This is a genomic window from Paenibacillus roseus (assembly GCF_016424485.1).
Lineage (GTDB): Bacteria > Bacillota > Bacilli > Paenibacillales > Paenibacillaceae > Paenibacillus_D > Paenibacillus_D roseus.
This window is the reverse complement of sequence record NZ_JAELUP010000005.1, coordinates 174,379-192,974: the sequence shown is the minus strand read 5'-3', so window position 1 is coordinate 192,974 and position 18,596 is coordinate 174,379. Positions and strand designations below refer to the sequence as shown.

Annotated in this window: 11 protein-coding genes; 8 read left to right on the top strand and 3 right to left on the bottom strand. The window is 50.1% G+C overall.

Going from position 1 to position 18,596, the window contains the following annotated elements:
* Positions 1–99 precede the first annotated feature (99 nt).
* The 6 genes from JFN88_RS02955 (at position 100) to JFN88_RS02930 (ending at position 9,605) form a co-directional block, all read left to right on the top strand.
* Entirely contained in the window at positions 100–1,467 is a 1,368-nt protein-coding gene (locus tag JFN88_RS02955) for an asparaginase (RefSeq protein ID WP_199017793.1), read from the top strand.
* A 21-nt stretch (positions 1,468–1,488) separates the two neighbouring features.
* Complete coding sequence (locus tag JFN88_RS02950) at positions 1,489–3,996, top strand: asparaginase domain-containing protein (RefSeq protein WP_199017792.1); 2,508 nt, start codon at positions 1,489–1,491, stop codon at positions 3,994–3,996.
* 433 nt (positions 3,997–4,429) lie between these two features.
* Positions 4,430–6,055 carry an ABC-F family ATP-binding cassette domain-containing protein gene (locus JFN88_RS02945; RefSeq protein ID WP_199017791.1) on the top strand — a complete coding sequence of 542 codons (1,626 nt, stop codon included), beginning with the start codon at positions 4,430–4,432 and terminating at the stop codon, positions 6,053–6,055.
* 257 nt (positions 6,056–6,312) lie between these two features.
* Entirely contained in the window at positions 6,313–6,783 is a 471-nt protein-coding gene (locus JFN88_RS02940) for a zinc ribbon domain-containing protein (protein ID WP_199017790.1), read from the top strand.
* A gap of 358 nt (positions 6,784–7,141) precedes the next feature.
* Positions 7,142–8,035, top strand: coding sequence for a cation diffusion facilitator family transporter (locus JFN88_RS02935; protein ID WP_199017789.1), 894 nt, complete (start codon positions 7,142–7,144; stop codon positions 8,033–8,035).
* A 787-nt stretch (positions 8,036–8,822) separates the two neighbouring features.
* A complete protein-coding gene (locus JFN88_RS02930) occupies positions 8,823–9,605 on the top strand; it encodes a C40 family peptidase (RefSeq protein ID WP_199017788.1) in 783 nt (260 codons plus the stop codon).
* Positions 9,606–9,635: 30 nt separating this feature from the next.
* Here JFN88_RS02930 and JFN88_RS02925 read toward each other — a convergent pair whose 3' ends face one another.
* Positions 9,636–9,836, bottom strand: coding sequence for a hypothetical protein (locus JFN88_RS02925; protein ID WP_199017787.1), 201 nt, complete (start codon positions 9,834–9,836; stop codon positions 9,636–9,638).
* Between the two features lie 288 nt (positions 9,837–10,124).
* Positions 10,125–11,237 carry an MGDG synthase family glycosyltransferase gene (locus tag JFN88_RS02920; RefSeq protein ID WP_199017786.1) on the bottom strand — a complete coding sequence of 371 codons (1,113 nt, stop codon included), beginning with the start codon at positions 11,235–11,237 and terminating at the stop codon, positions 10,125–10,127.
* Positions 11,238–11,379: 142 nt separating this feature from the next.
* On the opposite strand from JFN88_RS02920, the gene kapB reads away from it, so the two are divergent.
* Entirely contained in the window at positions 11,380–11,778 is a 399-nt protein-coding gene (kapB, locus tag JFN88_RS02915; RefSeq protein WP_233167348.1) for a kinase-associated lipoprotein KapB, read from the top strand.
* Between the two features lie 5 nt (positions 11,779–11,783).
* Here the strand turns inward: kapB and JFN88_RS02910 are convergent, their stop codons facing one another.
* Positions 11,784–13,133 carry an SGNH/GDSL hydrolase family protein gene (locus tag JFN88_RS02910; protein WP_199017785.1) on the bottom strand — a complete coding sequence of 450 codons (1,350 nt, stop codon included), beginning with the start codon at positions 13,131–13,133 and terminating at the stop codon, positions 11,784–11,786.
* Between the two features lie 461 nt (positions 13,134–13,594).
* Here JFN88_RS02910 and gltB point away from each other — a divergent pair, with 461 nt between their 5' ends.
* Positions 13,595–18,199: a glutamate synthase large subunit gene (gltB, locus tag JFN88_RS02905; RefSeq protein WP_199017784.1), complete on the top strand. Its 4,605-nt coding sequence runs from the start codon at positions 13,595–13,597 to the stop codon at positions 18,197–18,199.
* The last annotated feature ends 397 nt before the right edge of the window (positions 18,200–18,596 follow it).

Below are 18,596 nucleotides of genomic sequence, written 5' to 3'. Positions count from 1 at the left end.
ATCGCTTTTTTAATACTGTTACTTAATTGTTATATTATATAACATATAATAAAATGAACTCGTTGTATTTAGAAAAAAATATATGGGAGGTTAGTTTTCATGACATCATTGAAGAAGAGCAAACGGGTAAAAAAAATGCTGATCCCTCTGCTGATAATCGCCATGCTGGGAGCGACGTACGCTATGGCATTCGCAGAGGCGTTGCCGGGAGGCAGCCCGCAGAGGGCCTTTGATATTCCGGCGCTCTCTGAAGAGGCGAAACAGTCTGCACTTCCTAATGTGTTGGTCATCGGTACAGGCGGAACGCTGGCTGGACAAGCAGCAGATTCTACCAGTTTCCAAAATTATAGAGCGGGAACATACAAAATCGCAGATCTGGTCGCTCAACTTCCGGGCAAAGAAAAGATTGCCGATGTGGCGACCTATCAATTTGGCAATAAGGGGTCTGGCGGTTATGCCTTCGGCGAACTGTTCGATCTTTCGCTGGCTGTGGATCAGGCGCTGGAAGACTACGACGGCGTTGTCGTGACAACTGGAACCGATACGATGGAGGAGATTGCCTACTTCCTGGATTTGACGGTGAGAAGTCCGAAGCCGGTTGTTGTGACAGGGGCAATGCGGCCGTGGGATGTTATCGGCACAGATGCTCCGGCCAATCTGTACAATGCGATCAAGCTGGCAGGCAGCGGCAAGACCAAATGGTTTGGTACGGTGCTGATGCTCAATGATGTCATCCAGGCGGCAAGAGAAGTCACAAAGGCTAATGCCCACCGCATGGACACTTTTGAAACTCCGGTGCTAGGGGCACTAGGCTATATCGACGAGAAAAACATCCGCATTTATCGCGCTCCTGCCAGAGTATTGAAGGCGGGCAAAGAGGATTGGGCGACCCCGTTTGAATTGAGTGCCATCACGAAGGACAAGCTGCCGATTGTCGAGATTGTCTATAACTATCAGGATGCAGGCGGCGGTGCGATCCGCGGATTGGTCGCTGAAGGGGCAAAAGGTATTGTGACGGCCGGTACAGGCGCAGGCGGAATTTCTGCCAAAATGAGCGCTGCCCGCACAGAGGCAATCCGGGATAAGGACGTCATGTTCGTCACGACAACAAGAACCGGATCGGGCACAATGTATCCGAGCGGCAGCAACAGTAACGTTCTGGCCGGAGATAATCTGAACGCCCAGCATGCACGCATTATGCTGATGCTCTCGATGGCATTCTCCACAGATAAGGCTGTTATCAAGGGCTGGTTTGCGACTTTCGGAACGCAGGATGTAGAAGTTGGAGGGATTGAATCTGATGTTACGCCGTCTTCCCTGAAGCTGCCTGCCGAACTGGAAGCGGAATTGCCGGAAGCTCCTGCTGGCGAGGTAGACCCTTCCGAAGAAGTGAATCCAGAAGGAAGCCCAGCCGAGGATGCCCCGGAGACAGACAAGGAAGGGGCGGCGTTACCGGCCGGCCGTTAATGAATAGGGAGGAAGCCGTCTATGAAATGGATACACACGAAATGGAACCGAAGGCTATACGCTTCCTTGTTGATCGCGACTTTACTGAGCGTAATGATATGGGGCGCGGCAGGTCCTGCAGCTGTTGTCGCTGCGGAGGGTGAACCATCGGTACAGCTCCCGGTGTTTCCCATCCCGCCACTGAAGGATGAATTCAAGCAGTCGCCGCTTCCGAACGTGCTGGTCATCGGCACTGGAGGTACGCTCGCGGGCAAAGCGGCGGACGCTACCAGCTTCCAAAATTACCGTGCCGGAACCTATGAGATCGAGAGGTTGGTAGGAGAATTGCCGGGCAAGGACAAAATTGCCGATGTCGCGACCTATCAATTTGGCAACAAAGGGTCCGGCGGTTATACTTTTGGCGAACTGTACGACCTATCGCTCGCTGTGGATCAGGCGCTGGAGACTTATGACGGTGTTGTTGTAACGACTGGTACCGACACGATGGAGGAAATCGGGTATTTCCTTGATCTGACCGTAAGAAGTCCGAAGCCGGTCGTTATTACCGGGGCGATGCGTCCGTGGGATGTTATCGGCACAGATGCTCCGGCCAATCTGTACAATGCGATCAAGCTGGCAGGCAGCGGCAAGACCAAATGGTTTGGCACGGTGCTGATGCTCAATGATGTCATCCATTCGGTTCGGGAAGTGACCAAAAGCAATGCTCACCGGATGGATACATTCGAGACGAAAATGGTTGGAGCGCTTGGTTATATCGATGAAAAGAATATCCGGATTTATCGGCTGAACGGCAGGGCAATGAAGGCGGGCAAATCGAACTGGCAGACCCCGTTTGATCTGCGGAAGATTACGAAGGAACAATTGCCGCTTGTCGAAATTGCTTATGTGTATCAGGATGCCGGAGGCGGAGCGATTCGCGGACTGGTTGCGGATGGGGCGCAAGGAATCGTGACGGCAGGCACCGGCGCCGGAGGTCTCTCGGCGAAGATGAGCGCTGCCCGCAATGAAGCGATTCGCGACAAAGATATCATGTTCGTCACTACGACCCGCACCGGCTCAGGCACAATGTATCCGGGCGGCAACAACAGCAATATTTTGGCCGGGGACAGTCTGAATGCCCAGCATGCGAGGGTTATGCTGATGCTGGCTATGGCCTTTACGAAGGACAAGGCGGTTATGAAAGATTGGTTCGCCACCTTCGGTACGCAGGACATCGACATGAACAATGAGATTGCGGTTGGCTGGGAACTCGGGGCGAAGCTTGAGGTTGCAGATGTCGGTCAGACGAAGCTGACCCTGAAATGGCCTGCGGCAAGTTCAGGCGGACAGGTGAAGGTCTATCGCATCTATCAGGAGGGCAACGCGTCTCCGGTGCTGATTGTGCCGGGTAATGCGCGGTCTGCGGAAATAACGGGGTTAAAAGCAGACACGGCCTACAGCTTTACAGTTAAAGCGGTGGATTTGGCAGGCTCTGAAAGTTCAGGTCTTACAGCATCGGCCAGGACGACGGCCCACCCGTTCTACCCTGGCGGCGGCGCGCCAGTTACTAGTGGCAAATCGGAGTATACGATCGAAGCCGGCTCCGGGAAGAAGCTGAGTATTGGCGATGAGCTGATCGTGGAGGTGCCTGCGGGGGCAATTGATCAGGAAGTGAAGCTGACCATTGAGAAGTTGAGTGGCGCGTCTGTGGCAAATGTCATGACGGATGCGCAGAAGCTGTTGTCGGCTGTGTTTGAAATTACGAAGAACGTGGAGCCTGAATTTTCAAAACCGCTCAAGCTAACATTCACATTCGACTCTGCCGCGCTCAAGCAGAAAGAGAAGGCTGCCGTCTTCTACTATGATGAGTCGAAGAAAGCATGGATTGAATTGGGCGGACAGGTGGAAGGTGCGGTCATAACCGCGGAGACAAGCCGTTTAGGCAAGTTTGCAGTGTTGGCGGTGGCTGAGACGCCGAGTGGAACAGGGCAGCCGGAAGAACCGGAACAGCCGACAGTTGTATTCTCCGATACCGCCGGCCACTGGGCTGCGAGCAAAATTGCCGAAGCAGTGAAGCTTGGCATAACGAAAGGCTACCCGGATGGCGCATTCAAGCCGGAGCAGACAGTTACGCGCGCAGAATTCGCGGTGTTGCTCATGAATGCGCTGAAGTCTGACGGGGCCGGAGGCGAGCTGAACTTTGCGGACAGCGGCCAGATAGGCGCTTGGGCGCGTGAAGCCGTAGCGCAGGCGGTGAAGGCAGGCGTTATTAACGGCTACAATGATCATACGTTCCGTCCGGATGAGCGAATTACCCGTGCAGAGATGGTAGCCATGATCGCCAAGGCGCTGAAGCTGCCTGTTGACGGCAATGCGGCTACCGGCTTTGCGGACGACAAGGACATTCCGGCTTGGGCGAAAGGAGCGGTGAATGCGGTCAAGGATCAGGCGCTCGTTCAGGGTCGCGGCGGCAACCGCTTCGCGCCGCAAGGCACAGCGACAAGAGCCGAGGCTGTTACGGTTATCATGAACATGCTTGAGAAGAAGTAAGTAGTGCAATCAGGATACACAGACAGGCCGGTCGGGGAAATTCTCTTCGATCGGCCTTTTTTGTTACCATATAAACATTTCAATGGATCAACCTAAAAATGAGTGCTTGACATAGAGGAGAGAGCAGCGAAGGGGCAGAGGAATTCTGGAGAAACGGTAGTGCTCGCATTTAAAGCCCTATTCCCTCTGCAAACCTCCATTAAATAGAGGAATCGGGCTTTAACAGCGATCGGAAGAATCCTCTGCCACGCAGCTTTCCCTCCCCCTAGAGGTCAAGCGCTAATTTTGGTTTTGAGCCTTCCAGGGATCAACCTAAAAATCATTGCGTGGCAGAAATGGCTTCGGATATCCAAGACGCCATGCCGTTCCTTTCTGTTATATGTTATAATGAAGAGATGAAACGATTTTGATAATAAGGACGGGATTAAAACCAATGATAAGTACAAGCGGTATTACACTTCGCTTCGGGAAGCGTGCCCTGTTCGAAGATGTGAATATTAAGTTTACCCCTGGCAACTGCTATGGTCTGATTGGCGCCAATGGCGCAGGGAAGTCGACCTTCTTGAAAATTTTGTCCGGCGAAATCGAGCCGACGAATGGCGAAGTACACATTACGCCGGGCGAGCGTTTTGCTGTATTGAAGCAGAATCATTTCGAATATGATGAGTTCAAGGTGTTGGATACGGTCATTATGGGCTATAAGAAGCTCTATGATGTCATGAAAGAAAAGGACGCGATCTACCTGAAGCCGGATTTCAGCGATGAGGACGGAATGCGTGCAGGGGAACTGGAAGCGGAATTCGCGGAGATGAACGGCTGGGAATCAGAGTCTGAGGCAGCCTCCATGCTTAACGGTCTTGGAATCGAGACCGAATTGCATGATAAATTAATGAATGAACTGGACGGCAATCAGAAGGTACGCGTATTGCTGGCACAGGCGCTGTTCGGGAACCCGCAAATCCTGCTGCTTGACGAGCCTACCAACCACTTGGACCTCCAATCTATTGAATGGCTGGAGAACTTTCTGGCAGGCTATGAAGGTACAGTTATCGTCGTATCCCATGACCGTCACTTCCTGAATACGGTATGTACGCACATCGCCGATATTGACTTCGGTAAAATCCAGCTTTATGTTGGTAACTACGATTTCTGGTATGAGTCCAGCCAGCTTGCTCTGCAACTGATGCGCGACCAGAATAAGAAGAAGGAAGACAAGATTAAGGAATTGCAAGCGTTTATTCAACGTTTCAGCGCCAATAAATCCAAAGCGAAGCAGGCAACATCCCGTAAAAAGTTGCTTGATAAAATTACGCTGGATGATATCCGTCCTTCCAATCGCAAGTACCCGTTCATCAACTTCAAGCCTGAGCGGGAAGCCGGCAAGCAATTGCTGCTGACTGAAGGGTTGTCAAAGACAGTAGACGGCGAGAAGCTATTCGAAAACTTGACGCTAACGGTGAACAAGGGAGACAAGATTGCGCTTGTTGGCCCTAATTCTCATGTGAAGACCGTTTTGATGCAAATTCTCATGGGCGAGCTGGAGCCGGATGCAGGAACGTATCAATGGGGTGTAACGACTACCCAGGCGTACTTCCCTAAAGATAACTCAGCTTACTTCGACGGTGTAGGAGATACGCTGGTAGATTGGCTGCGCCAGTATTCCAAGGATCAGGATGAATCCTTTATTCGCGGCTTCCTTGGACGGATGCTATTCTCAGGAGACGAGGCGCTTAAGAAAGCAAGCGTGTTGTCCGGGGGTGAGAAGGTTCGCTGCATGCTGTCCAAAATGATGCTGTCCGGCTCCAATGTGCTGTTGCTTGACGAGCCGACAAACCACCTTGATCTCGAATCGATCACTGCGCTCAATAACGGTCTGATTGACTTTGACGGCACTATGCTGTTTACATCCCATGACCATCAGTTCATTCAGACAATTGCCAACCGCATTGTAGAAATTACACCGAACGGTATCATTGACCGCTTGATGACCTATGATGAATATTTGGAAAACAAAGAAATCAAGGCATTGCGCGAGCAGTTGTACCCGGTTGAAGTATAAGGATAAGAATTAAGGAATCAGAACATTAAATGGACTGACTACCGGAATGGTCTTATCCAAATCGAAGCCAGCGTGCACACGCTGGCTTCTGGCATATTTGCCAAGGTTAGCAGATTTGTTGAATAGATGAATCCAGAGACCAATCTAAAAGAAACTATTTGCGTTTTAAAACGTATGAAAAAAAGCAGAGCAATTTGGCTGAACATGCCAGTGTTTGACGAAAGCGATCTTTTATAATACGAGGAGAAGAGTGAATCATGTCATTATTTGATAAAGTGAAGCAAGGTGCATCCGAAGCGGCGAGACGGGCTCAACTGACAGTAGAAACCACCAAGCTGAGAAGCAAGATTTCCACACGGGAGAAAGAAATAGACCGGATCAGCACCCGAATCGGCAAAGCTGTATTCGAAGCTTATACGGCCGGTGACTTGTCCCAATCCGAAGAGCAGGTGCTTGCATACTGCCAGGAACTCGCTGAGCTTCGTGTGGAAATTGAGGAAATCGAGGAGACAATCAAGAAGCTTAAAGAGGAGAAAACGTGTGTATGCGGCAAGGTAGTCGGAGCGGATGTGAACTTTTGCCCGGATTGCGGCAAGCGTTTTATAGAGACGCCCAAGTCGGAGGATACCACGGGGGAAATTCGGGTGATATGCTATCATTGCAAGACAGAGAATGATATCAACTCCAAATATTGTATTCAGTGCGGCGAGGAACTGTCGTCAGTCTAGAGCAGGGATTGAAGATCATGTTGAGAATCCTTCATTTTGCTTGTCTGCACAGGAGTTGCGAAACCCGGCAAGATGATTGCCGCTCAAAGCAGCGTTTTGATTCATTGGATCGTCTATCGATGCGAGTGAATAAGAGGACGCTGCTTTTTTGCTGTCTATTTTTCATAATCTTGGAAAGATACGGGGATGATAATTCCGAAAGAAAAGCGGAATCTCAGTTTTTTTGCAGCAGGCCGAACAAGTTGCTTGGATGCTACAAAGTCAACCCGCGGTCAACACTGTTTCTCTAGACCCACTAGGGTTCCATCGGGTATGATACCGATATTGAAAGGAAGAGGACTTCGGAGGTGCTGGGAAGTTGGATGAGTATGAAAAAATCAAGCAGGGTGAAAGAGGGGCCTGGGTAAGCATCGGGTCTTATCTCGTCTTGTCTGCATTAAAACTAATTATCGGCTATTTGTTTCTGTCCAGTGCCTTGCTGGCAGACGGTTTTAATAACTTGACGGATATTGTGGCTTCTTTGGCGGTGCTGATCGGGCTGCGCATTTCGCAAAAGCCTCCGGACAAAGACCACCCTTACGGACACTTTCGGGCAGAGACAATCGCTGCGCTTATTGCCTCGTTCATTATGGCGACCGTCGGTCTCCAGGTGCTCATCAGCGCAGTCCGCTCCTTGTTTGAGGGGACGGAGGAAACCCCTGGCATGGTTGCGTTCTGGGTTGCCGTTGCGGCTGCAATTTGCATGTATGTTGTTTATCGATATAACGACCGGCTGGCCAGGAGAATTGACAATCATGCCCTGATGGCTGCGGCAAAGGATAATTTGTCTGATGCGCTGGTCAGTACGGGGGCGGCTGTAGGCATTCTGGGTGCGCGAATGGGACTCTCGTGGCTGGATGCCGCCGCAGCGGTCGTTGTGGGAATTATTATTTGCAAGACAGCCTGGGGGATTTTTTACAGTTCCACCCACGCTCTGACGGATGGATTTGATGCTGGGAAGCTGCTCTCTTTGCGCAACTCGATTGAGCGTGTTCAAGGCGTCCAGACAATATCAGATATCAAAGCGCGTATTCATGGGAGCAATGTACTGGTGGATGTTATCGTACAGGTTGATCCCCAAATGACACTTATTGAAAGCCATCGAATTTGTGATGAAATTGAGCGGAAGATGGAGAAGAAACATAATATTAGGAGTGTTCACGTACATGTCGAGCCTTATATGGAAAACCATAAAAGCGTGAAAGCGACGTAGAAGAATAAGGCTCGAATTTTGCCGCTTCAAAAAAGACTCAATCTAAAAATTAGTGGTTGACATAGAGGAGATAGCAGCGAAGGGGCAGAGGAATTCTGGAGAAACGAAAGTGGTCGCCTTTAAAGCCTGATTCCCCTGCAAACCTCCATGAAATAAAGGAATCGGGCTTTAACAGCGATCGGAAAAATCCTCTGCCACGCAGAGTCCCCTCCACATAGAGGTCAACCACTAATTTTGGTCTTGAGCCGCAAAAAAATAAAATTCTTATCATGACAGTCTGTGAAGCCGTGAGTAGCGGTTGCGCAGGCTTTTTTATTTGCTTACAGAGATTGAATGGGAAGGTGTATCGAACTTTGGATACAGATCAGTCGATTCCAATTTATTCCTGGTCCTAGATGATAAGGTTGGTAAATCATGCTTTGGAACTAATTTTATTTTCATTTCTGAATGATTACGCGAGGGCAGGAGATAGACGCTAATCCAGCTGCAGCAAGGGTTGAAGCGTGTTTTAAGAGGAAATCGCAGTCCTTAAGTTTGAGAGGAAAAGGAAGAAATATTAACCAGTGTTAATTATGGAAGGAATGTAAATGAGACTTATGCCGGATGTCTGCCGATGTTTGGGCTAATAGAATGAGAGGTGAAATACAGCTTTTAGAGGATTGGAGGGCCGTTGGATAATCGCACTACTACCCCTATGACCACAAGATAACAGCCCAGTGGAAGCCAATTCCGCTGGCAGACGCAGATTTATTAAGAGGTCTACAATTTAATATTGGAGGCGAGCATCATGAAAAAGATATGGAGCGTTGCAATAGCAGTGGCGATTGCATCGGCTACGATCCCCTTGACAGCCAATGCTGCGGTGGGACAAGCACAAATTCAGTCCTCCGTCAGTTTCCGCACCTCACCGAACACCACCTCTCAGGTTAAGTACTATTTGAAATCAGGCGAGCAAGTTCAGGTACTGGAGCAGGTCAATGCTTATTGGTATAAAGTTAAAGACCGTCAAGGAGAGACCGGCTATGTATCCTCCAATGCAAAATACATAAGTTTAGTCTCGGAGCCGCCTGCTAGTGGAGGCAGTAGCCCACAGCAGCCGAAACAATCGGAGCAGGCGAAGAAAGCTCCGGTTCGCTCTTATGAGCAGGCCATTTCAGCAGGAATGAAATATTTGGGCGCATCTTATAAATTCGGAGCAGATCGCAACTCTACAAAAGAATTTGATTGCTCGTCCTTTGTCAGAAGGGCATTTCTTGATGGAATGGATCTTCAGCTTCCTGCCGATTCCCGGCAACAAGGGGACTATGTGAAGAAGATCGGGAAGACTTCTAAATCATGGAGCAACTTAAAACGTGGGGATTTGATGTTCTTCATGGATTACAAAGGCACGTCTAAAGCGTCGTATAATGGCGTTAACAAATCCAAGGCAAAAATCACCCATGTCGGAATTTACCTCGGCAACGGGCAAGTGCTGCATACCTATTCAAAAGCCTCCGGCGGTGTTCGCATAGATTCCATCCAGGGCAAGCACTGGGAGTATCGCTTCCTTTTTGGGGGAAGTGTGTCGTAAACCATTTTGCTCAAAATTCAAGCTCCAGAATTACTTTCTGGGGCTTTTAAACATGAATTTGCTCTTGACAGGCAATTGTTTCATGCCGAGGTTTTGTTTATCCCCGCGTTTTGCTCTTCTTTTGACTTCAAGGTGGTTCAAGTGAATCAGCAGGCCGAAATTCATAACTCCCAGCACCATAAACATAATTCTCTCTTCTGAAGACATGTCTAAAGCCAGTTCAATAAACATAACCGTTTTCCTCCCTGTCGATGAGTTTTAAGGATAATGGAATATTACAGCTAATTTTACTGTGAAAGAATCATTTTTATTTAAAATTTTCTCTTGTGGAAAATTATACCTCAAAAAGATGGAAACGATAAGTAAATTTTTAGGAATAGTCATTAGAGCTTTAGATCGTCCTGGGAAATGGAGGAGACTAGCTTGGGGAAAATAAAACACAACAAAAAAGGAGCCACTGAAGGAAGGCTCCCGATACGTTGAACGAACACGATGCCAATCAACTTTAGACGTCCGCTATCAGGGCATCATCTCAAGTACCGCCCGCGGGCATTGCATCGGATCGTAATATTGATTGCGTTTTGTAAGCAGGTCTCGGCGGGTCTGCCCAGCTGCATAAGGTTCCTGCAGCAAGGAAAACCAGTGTTCCACCGTATCTTTCTGAAACATTTCTCCGAACCCGTTCTGTATGAAGTACTCGCAGTTCTCATCCTCCTGGCCGGGGATCGGCTCATAAAACAGCATGGGAATGCCCTTGCTCATCCCTTCCGTACAGGTCATGCCGCCTGGCTTCGTAATCAGCAGGTCGGAGACATCCATCAACTTGCTGATCTCTTTCGTAAAGCCCAATACTTTGATATTGGGATGACAGAACTTTTCATTGGACAGCATGGACTCCCGCGCCTTCACATTGGTTCCTACGCAGAAGATCATCTGAATGCTGTCACGCCATCTGGTCATATACTCAAACAGCGAGTTGCGGCTCAAAAGCCCCCAGCCGCCGCCCATAATGAGTACGGTAGGGAGGGGGGACAGTTCGAATTGGCTCTGCAGCTCGGTTTTATCATAAGTCGTCCAGAAGTTCGGATGCACAGGGATGCCGGTTACTTCAATTCGGCTATTCGGAACGCCATGCGACATCAGCTTTTTCTTGACCAAAGCTGTGGATACCAGGTACTTGTTTACTTCAGGGCTGGTCCAGGTTCCATGGGCATCATAATCCGTTATAAGCGTATATAAAGGGACATCCAAGCCAAGCCGCTTCAGCCTGGAAACGACAGCGTTGGGCAGAGGGTGGGTGCACACGATCAGATCAGGCTTAAGCTGAGAGATAACTTGGGAAGTCTGTGTATAAAAGATCCGGTGAAGCGCAAGCTGGGTAAACCGGTTGAGCGACTTGTTATACTGGGTGCGGTACATCATGCCGACCAGCTTGGGCTGCTTGCTGACCGTCTTGCGGTATGCAGACGTTATCCAGGGACCGACAACCGGATTAAGGAATTTGCCCAATTCAATTACGCGTGTCTTTATAGCCGGACTGAGTTCTCTCAAGCCTGAGGCCAGCGCATAAGCGGCTTGGGTATGTCCAGAACCGAACCCTTCAGAAAGCAGAAGCACTCTTTTCTTACGCATCTTCTCACCTACTTTTCCTAATACCATATTACGACTTCGTAACCGCTTAGACAAGATCAGATTAGGTTTTGAATGTGCTGCAAACCTTAAAATATGTTAAAATTATAAATTACAAGGATACGATTGATCAGGAGGTGTTCAGTTGTCTGAGCTGCAGAACCAGATATTTCATACAGGCGATAGGGTGAAACTGGCTTATAAGTCGGGAATTTATGCAGGCGAACTGGTCGAGATGAGCGGACAGCGCTCGCTTGTTAAAGTTTTGGCTGTCCTCAAACACCCGGAGCAGGGCGATCTTCATCATCCGCAGGACCCTGACGTGGCGATTTTCCATGAGCGCAGAGCCTTAAGCTATACCGAGAAAGCCTGGGCGCTTACACGCGATCTTCAGCCTTTCCACGGAGAGCTGCCGGACTACGCGAGTTCGCTGGAAGCCGCTCTTGAGGCGGAATGGCACAAGCTTGACCGGCTCCGCCGCTGGGCGGAACAAGGTCTGAAACAGCTCGCGGAATTGCGGAAAGACTATGCGCCCAGGAAATAGCCGTTTTACTTATTAATGAATGCCGTTTTCAACGGGGCCCGGTATTCGACCTGGAACCCCAGACCATCAGCCAGTACGGCCAGCGGAACATACGTTTTTTGCTCTTTGCCTACCTTATGAAGGAAAGCGGGGGAATCAATCGCTACTTTTTTTCCGTTGACCGTCATGGCAGATTCTCCGATTTTGATCGCCACTACATTCTCGCCGTAAGTAATTGTGACAGTACTTGTCTTGTTATCCCACTGAGTCGTTGCTTTCATTGCATCAGCTATGTCACGAAAAGCAACATAGGTCCGTCCGGACTTTAAAACCGGTTTGTTCGGATTGATCAGCTCCTTGCCGTCAACGACAATGGAAATTTCAACATTCTCTGGACGCTCGGCAACAGCAAGCGTCTCTCCCCAGACAGTCTTGGTGAACGCTTCGGCCATGTAGGCATATCCCTTCTGAGTCGGGTGGATATCACCTTTGGTTATATAAGTCGCAGTATTTTCCCTATTAATGAAAGATTCCGAGGAGTAGGCGCCTTGGACCTGATAGCCTTCTTTGGCAATTCGCGCGGTAAGGTGCTCCAGGCGTTCTTTCAGTTTCTTTGCCGCATCCAGCAAGTATTGGTAGTTGTCGGTTAGGCCTTCCTTGTTATCAAGCCCAAGTACTGCAAGTACAACAGGCATATCCGGGACGGGTGAATACTGGTCGGAAATTACGATCTGCGCCTTGGGCTGAAGCGTCAGGATGGAGCGTATGGAAGCTTCCAGAGAAGCCTCATAGCGGTCCAGCTCTTGCTTGAGCCATTCGTCGGAGACGCTTCTGCCTGATGGGATTTGTGCGAGCAGTCCGCGGAAGTCGTTGCCCCCGATAGAGATGAGAACCAAATCCGCTTGCTTGAGCTCCTGTTGCAGCTTGGATGTTTGTGAGGCAATTTGCTCCGCCCGAGGATCTGGCAGGGAAGGCTGAATGCCATCTGCTGTAATCGTCTGTCCACTTTCTGTCGCCTTCAGCCAACGTTGCAGTCCGTCCAGCTTCAAACCGAGAATGCCATAATTGCTGTAGGCAGCACGGCTTCTGAACAACGCCTGCTCATACACCCGCTCCACAAAGCCGTAAGGAACGGATGTCAGGTTCATCCCAGGCTCGTAGCCTGCAGTTAACGAGTCGCCAATTGCCACAATTCGATAAGTGGAATGGACTTTGGCAGTTGGCACAGCGGCAGCCGCTGACACCGCATATCCGCCACTAGTGTTTGCCTGGACCGGGACAGCAAGGAGAGACAGTCCTAGACTGCCGGTGATGAGTGCGGTTGACAGCATGACAGCCGCAGCTTTGGGAGCTTTTTTCCTGAACTTGCTATACATTTTAGACACATCCTTCTGATATATTGGAATAAAATCTAGAAACTTGTCTTAAAAAACGAATAATTCTCTTACTAGGTAAGCTTTTCGTTCTTTTATATGGCAGGTATGAGGACAAAGTAGTCTCGATAAAAGATTCCTTACCTGTTCATAAAAATATTAAATTGCTATCACTATGGGGGGATGTTAAAATAAATAACACACTTAATAAGATGCGCTTCCCAGCTGTTGACTTCATTATAGTTGATAGCAAGCGGCAGAGGACAACTGCACGGGAGAGCGTCATTTGTTGTTGCTGGTGACGCTAGGACCCCCTTGCACCATTTTATGACAAACGCGGTCGGATTTGAAGCGGAAAATAATGCGGAATGTTCAATTACGGTGCTCAATGCCTGTGACGGCGTTCCAACCGGCTGCAAAATTTCCTATGCAACAAAATCTTCTAATAGAAAGGTTGCAACAAGATGACAGAAAAACGTATCGGTTTGCCGCCGAAGCAGGGCCTCTATGATCCGCAATTTGAGAAAGATGCTTGCGGCATGGGCTTTGTAGCCAATATAAAAGGACGGAAATCACACAGTATCGTTCTCCAGGCGCTTACTGTGCTGGAGAATATGGAGCATCGCGGCGGTCAGGGCAGTGAGCCGAACACTGGCGACGGAGCAGGTATCTTGCTGCAAATCCCGCATACTTTCTTTGCGAATGAGCTGAGAAAGCTGGGAATGGAGCTTCCGGAGGAAGGGAACTATGCGGTCGGCATGGTGTTCCTTCCCCAGGATGAGCAACTCCGTGCCGAGCATGAGCGAATTCTGGAGGGGATTATCCGTGAGGAGGGCCAAACCCTGATCGGATGGCGGACGGTCCCTACTTACGACGGAAAGCTTGGCGATTCGGCCAAGGCTGCCAAGCCGTTCGTCAGACAAGTATTTGTCCAGAGATCGGCGGACATTGAAGGCGAGCTGGCGTTCGAGCGCAAGCTGTATGTGGTTCGCAAACGTGCGGAACTGTCAATCCGTTATGCGGGACTTGAAGGCGGGGACATGTTCTATTTCCCTAGCTTCTCCAGCAAGAAGATCGTATATAAGGGAATGCTTACAACGGAGCAGGTTCGTTCATTCTATGTCGAGCTGAATGACGAGTCGGTTGAAACGGCAATTGCGCTTGTTCACTCCCGCTTCAGTACGAACACCTTCCCGAGCTGGGAGCGTGCCCATCCGTACCGTTATATGATTCATAACGGAGAAATTAACACCCTGCGCGGCAATGTCAATTGGATGCATGCTCGTCAGACACTGTTTGCAACCGAGCTTTTCGGTGAAGATATGGCTAAAATCAAGCCGGTTATCAATCCGGACGGATCGGATACGGCGATGTTCGACAATACATTGGAATTTTTGTATCTGTCCGGGCGCCCGCTCACACATGTAGCGATGATGATGGTTCCAGAACCATGGTCCAACCATGAAAGCATGGACGAGAATAAAAAAGCATTCTACGAATACCACAGCACGCTGATGGAGCCGTGGGATGGCCCGGCAGCGATGGCGTTCACCGACGGTACGCAAATCGGCGCTCTGCTTGACCGCAATGGTTTGCGTCCAGCCCGTTATTATGTCACGAAGGATGACGTTATCATTCTTGGCTCCGAAGCGGGTACCGTATACGTCGAGCCGGAAAATGTGCTGTACAAGGACCGTCTGCGTCCAGGACGCATTCTGCTCGTGGATACGAAGGAAGGCCGTATTATTTCCGACGAGGAAGTGAAGTCCGAGATTGCTTCGGGCAATCCGTACCGTGAGTGGCTTGATGAGCACCTCATCGGGCTTGATGAGCTGCCGGATGCGCCGGAATTGCCGGAGCCGGATCATGCGACAGTGCAGACCCGCCAGCATGCGTTCGGTTATACATTTGAAGATTTGCGCAAAGTGCTGGAGCCGATGGCCGGCAGCGGGGTAGAGCCAATAGGCTCGATGGGGTACGATGCGCCGCTTGCTGTCCTGTCTGAAAAGCCACAGCGGTTGTACAATTACTTCAAGCAATTGTTCGCTCAGGTTACGAATCCGCCGATCGACGCAATCCGTGAAGAAATTATTACGTCGACCGGAACGACAATCGGGCCGGAGCGCAACTTGCTCAATCCGGAGCCGGAGAGTTGCCGCCATATCCGACTGGCTACACCGGTGTTATCTAATGAAGATTTCGCGAAGCTGCGTCATGTCCGTCGTCCAGGCTTCAAATCGATCACCCTGCCGATCTTCTTCCTGGCAGACAAAGGGGAAGAAGGCTTGCGTGATGCGATTGCCGAGATGTGCCAAGCTGCGGACCGTATTATTGCCAAGGGTCACAATATTATTATTCTTTCCGATCGTGGAGTGGATAAGGAAAATGCAGCGATTCCGGCTCTGCTTGCCGTATCTTCCCTGCACCATCATCTCATTCGGCAGGGAACGCGTACGCAGGTCAGTATTCTGCTGGAGTCCGGCGAACCTCGCGAAGTACACCATTATGCATTGCTGCTTGGCTACGGCGTAAGCGCAGTGAACCCTTATCTGGCTTTCGAGACGCTGGATGATATGATCCGTCAGGGAATGCTCACAGGCGTTACCCATGAGAAGGCGGTCAAAAATTATATCAAGGCTGCGACCAAAGGGATTGTCAAAATCTTGTCCAAGATGGGGATTTCGACGATTCAGTCTTATCGCGGCGCGCAAATTTTTGAAGCTGTCGGCTTGAAAGAAGAGCTGATTGAAGAATATTTCACTTGGACGCCATCGCGTATTGGGGGCGTTGGACTTGATGTCATTGCGGCAGATACGCTCAAAGCACATCGCCATGCTTTTGACAGCAAGGAAGGGACAGAGAAAGAGCTCGACTCCGGCGGCGAGTACCAATGGCGCAAGGATGGCGAAGATCACTTGTTCAGCCCGCAGACCATCCATACGCTGCAGATGGCTTGCCGTGCAAATGACTATAATCTGTACAAAAAGTTCTCCGCCCTCGTACAAGGCGAGGACAAGAAGTTCCTGACGCTGCGCTCGCTTCTTTCCTTCCGTCATGATGGCGGGTCCGTTCCGCTGGAGGAAGTGGAAAGTGTAGAGTCAATCGTCAAACGGTTCAAAACCGGTGCGATGTCTTACGGCTCGATCAGCAAGGAAGCGCATGAAAGTCTGGCGATTGCGATGAACCGTATTGGCGGCAAATCCAATACTGGCGAAGGCGGGGAGGACCCGGCTCGCAATATCCCGGACAGCAACGGCGATTCCAGACGCAGTGCTATCAAGCAGGTGGCATCGGGACGCTTCGGTGTAACGAGCAACTATCTGGTCAATGCCGAGGAGATTCAAATCAAGATGGCGCAAGGCGCGAAGCCGGGCGAGGGTGGACAGCTTCCGGGTCTCAAGGTATATCCTTGGGTTGCTGAGGTACGCGGCTCTACTCCAGGTGTTGGCTTGATTTCCCCGCCGCCGCATCATGATATTTACTCAATTGAAGACTTAGCGGAACTGATTCATGACTTGAAGAATGCCAACCCTCGTGCCCGCATTAACGTCAAGCTCGTGTCCGAGGTTGGTGTTGGAACGATCGCTGCCGGCGTTGCTAAAGGCCGTGCAGATGTGATCCTGATCTCCGGCTATGACGGGGGGACAGGCGCCTCTCCAATGGCTTCGATGCGACACGCAGGTCTGCCTTGGGAGTTGGGCCTGGCAGAGACGCATCAGACGCTGATGCTGAACAATTTGCGCGATCGTGTCGTTGTGGAATGTGACGGCAAGATGATGAATGGACGCGATCTGGCGATTGCTGCATTGCTTGGCGCCGAGGAATTCGGCTTCTCCACGGCTCCGCTTGTTGTATTAGGCTGCGTTATGATGAGAGTCTGTCAATTGGATACTTGCCCGGTTGGGGTAGCGACTCAGAATCCGGAGCTTCGCAAGAAGTTTATGGGTGATCCATCCCATGTCGTCAACTATATGCTGTTCGTTGCACAGGAACTGCGTGAGGTTATGGCTGAGCTTGGCTTCCGCACGCTTGATGAGATGGTAGGTCGTTCCGACAAGCTGGAGACCAAGGAACTGATTCATCATTATAAAGCGAAAGGCATCGACCTCTCGCCGTTGCTCCATCAGCCAGAGGTGGCTGAGGATGCTTCCCGCCGTTGTATCCAGGAGCAGAATCATGGTCTGGAGCTGTCTCTGGATATGCAAGAGCTTGTGCCGCATGCGGCTGCTGCTCTGAATCATGCGGAGTCTGTGCGCGGTTCATGGCCAATCGGCAATACAAACCGTGTTGTGGGTACCATTCTGGGCAGTGAAGTCACGCGCCGCTACGGAGCGAAGGGCTTGCCGGAGGATACGATCTCTTATCATTTCGTAGGCTCGGCGGGACAAAGTTTTGGCGCATTCCTGCCTAAAGGAATTACGCTTTCGCTTGAGGGCGACTCCAATGACTATGTCGGCAAAGGATTGTCCGGTGGTAAAATTATTGTAGCGCCATCGCCAAGAGCAACATTTGCCGCTGAAGACAATGTTATTATCGGAAATACGGCGCTGTACGGCGCTACCGGCGGCGAGGCCTATATTCGCGGTATCGCCGGAGAACGCTTTGCCGTGCGCAACTCGGGTGCGACAGTAGTCGTTGAAGGTGTCGGCGATCATGGCTGTGAGTATATGACCGGGGGTCGCGTTGTTGTACTCGGCAAGACGGGTCGCAATTTTGCTGCGGGAATGTCCGGCGGTATTGCTTACGTCTATGATCCATCCGGCGAGTTCTATCCGAAATGCAATCTGGAGATGGTTGCGCTGGAGCGCCTTGATGATGAAGCGGAGATTGCGCAGCTCAAAGGCTATATTGAACGCCATACAGCCAATACCGGAAGTGCGGTAGGTGAGAAGGTGCTGGCAGACTGGAGAGCATCATTAAACGATTTCGTACGAGTCATTCCTAAGGATTACAAGCGAATGATGGCACAAATCCAGAAGATGCATGATTCGGGCCTACAAGGCGAAGAAGCCTTGCTGGCGGCTTTTGAAGCCAACATGCGAGATCTTGCTCGTGTCGGCGGCAACTAAAGCCTAAAAGCATTCATTCAGAGCGTCTATTATAATAGTAGAAACACCTTAGGCAAACAGTGAGTCATGATGCAGCATTGTCTGTAATTCTGGCGCTGCACTGCCGGTTTAAGCTGCTCCTTGTCCGATAGCCCTTCAAATTGAAGGGCTATTCGACGTTCCCTTAAACATAAAGCTGTTCTTGACCGATCAGAACGATATAAGTGACCGAAATGAACGTAAGGTTTCTGTTTTAGTCTCACAAAATCCCTGATCTAACGACTATTTTTGAAACAAATGAGAGATGTTGAGAATAATTCGACGCGATTTCCTATATTTCATCACATTTTTATGAATTTCCCCGACAGAATTCCGCCTAAAAAAACGATGTTCGACACTACTTTCCGACACACTCTTG

Bases quoted from the DNA above. Each gene is read 5' to 3' on its own strand.
- JFN88_RS02955 (WP_199017793.1), top strand. From the start codon at position 100: ATGACATCATTGAAGAAGAGCAAACGGGTAAAAAAAATGCTGATCCCT.
- JFN88_RS02950 (WP_199017792.1), top strand. From the start codon at position 1,489: ATGAAATGGATACACACGAAATGGAACCGAAGGCTATACGCTTCCTTG.
- JFN88_RS02945 (WP_199017791.1), top strand. From the start codon at position 4,430: ATGATAAGTACAAGCGGTATTACACTTCGCTTCGGGAAGCGTGCCCTG.
- JFN88_RS02940 (WP_199017790.1), top strand. From the start codon at position 6,313: ATGTCATTATTTGATAAAGTGAAGCAAGGTGCATCCGAAGCGGCGAGA.
- JFN88_RS02930 (WP_199017788.1), top strand. From the start codon at position 8,823: ATGAAAAAGATATGGAGCGTTGCAATAGCAGTGGCGATTGCATCGGCT.
- JFN88_RS02925 (WP_199017787.1), bottom strand. From the start codon at position 9,836: ATGTTTATTGAACTGGCTTTAGACATGTCTTCAGAAGAGAGAATTATG.
- JFN88_RS02920 (WP_199017786.1), bottom strand. From the start codon at position 11,237: ATGCGTAAGAAAAGAGTGCTTCTGCTTTCTGAAGGGTTCGGTTCTGGA.
- JFN88_RS02910 (WP_199017785.1), bottom strand. From the start codon at position 13,133: ATGTATAGCAAGTTCAGGAAAAAAGCTCCCAAAGCTGCGGCTGTCATG.
- gltB (WP_199017784.1), top strand. From the start codon at position 13,595: ATGACAGAAAAACGTATCGGTTTGCCGCCGAAGCAGGGCCTCTATGAT.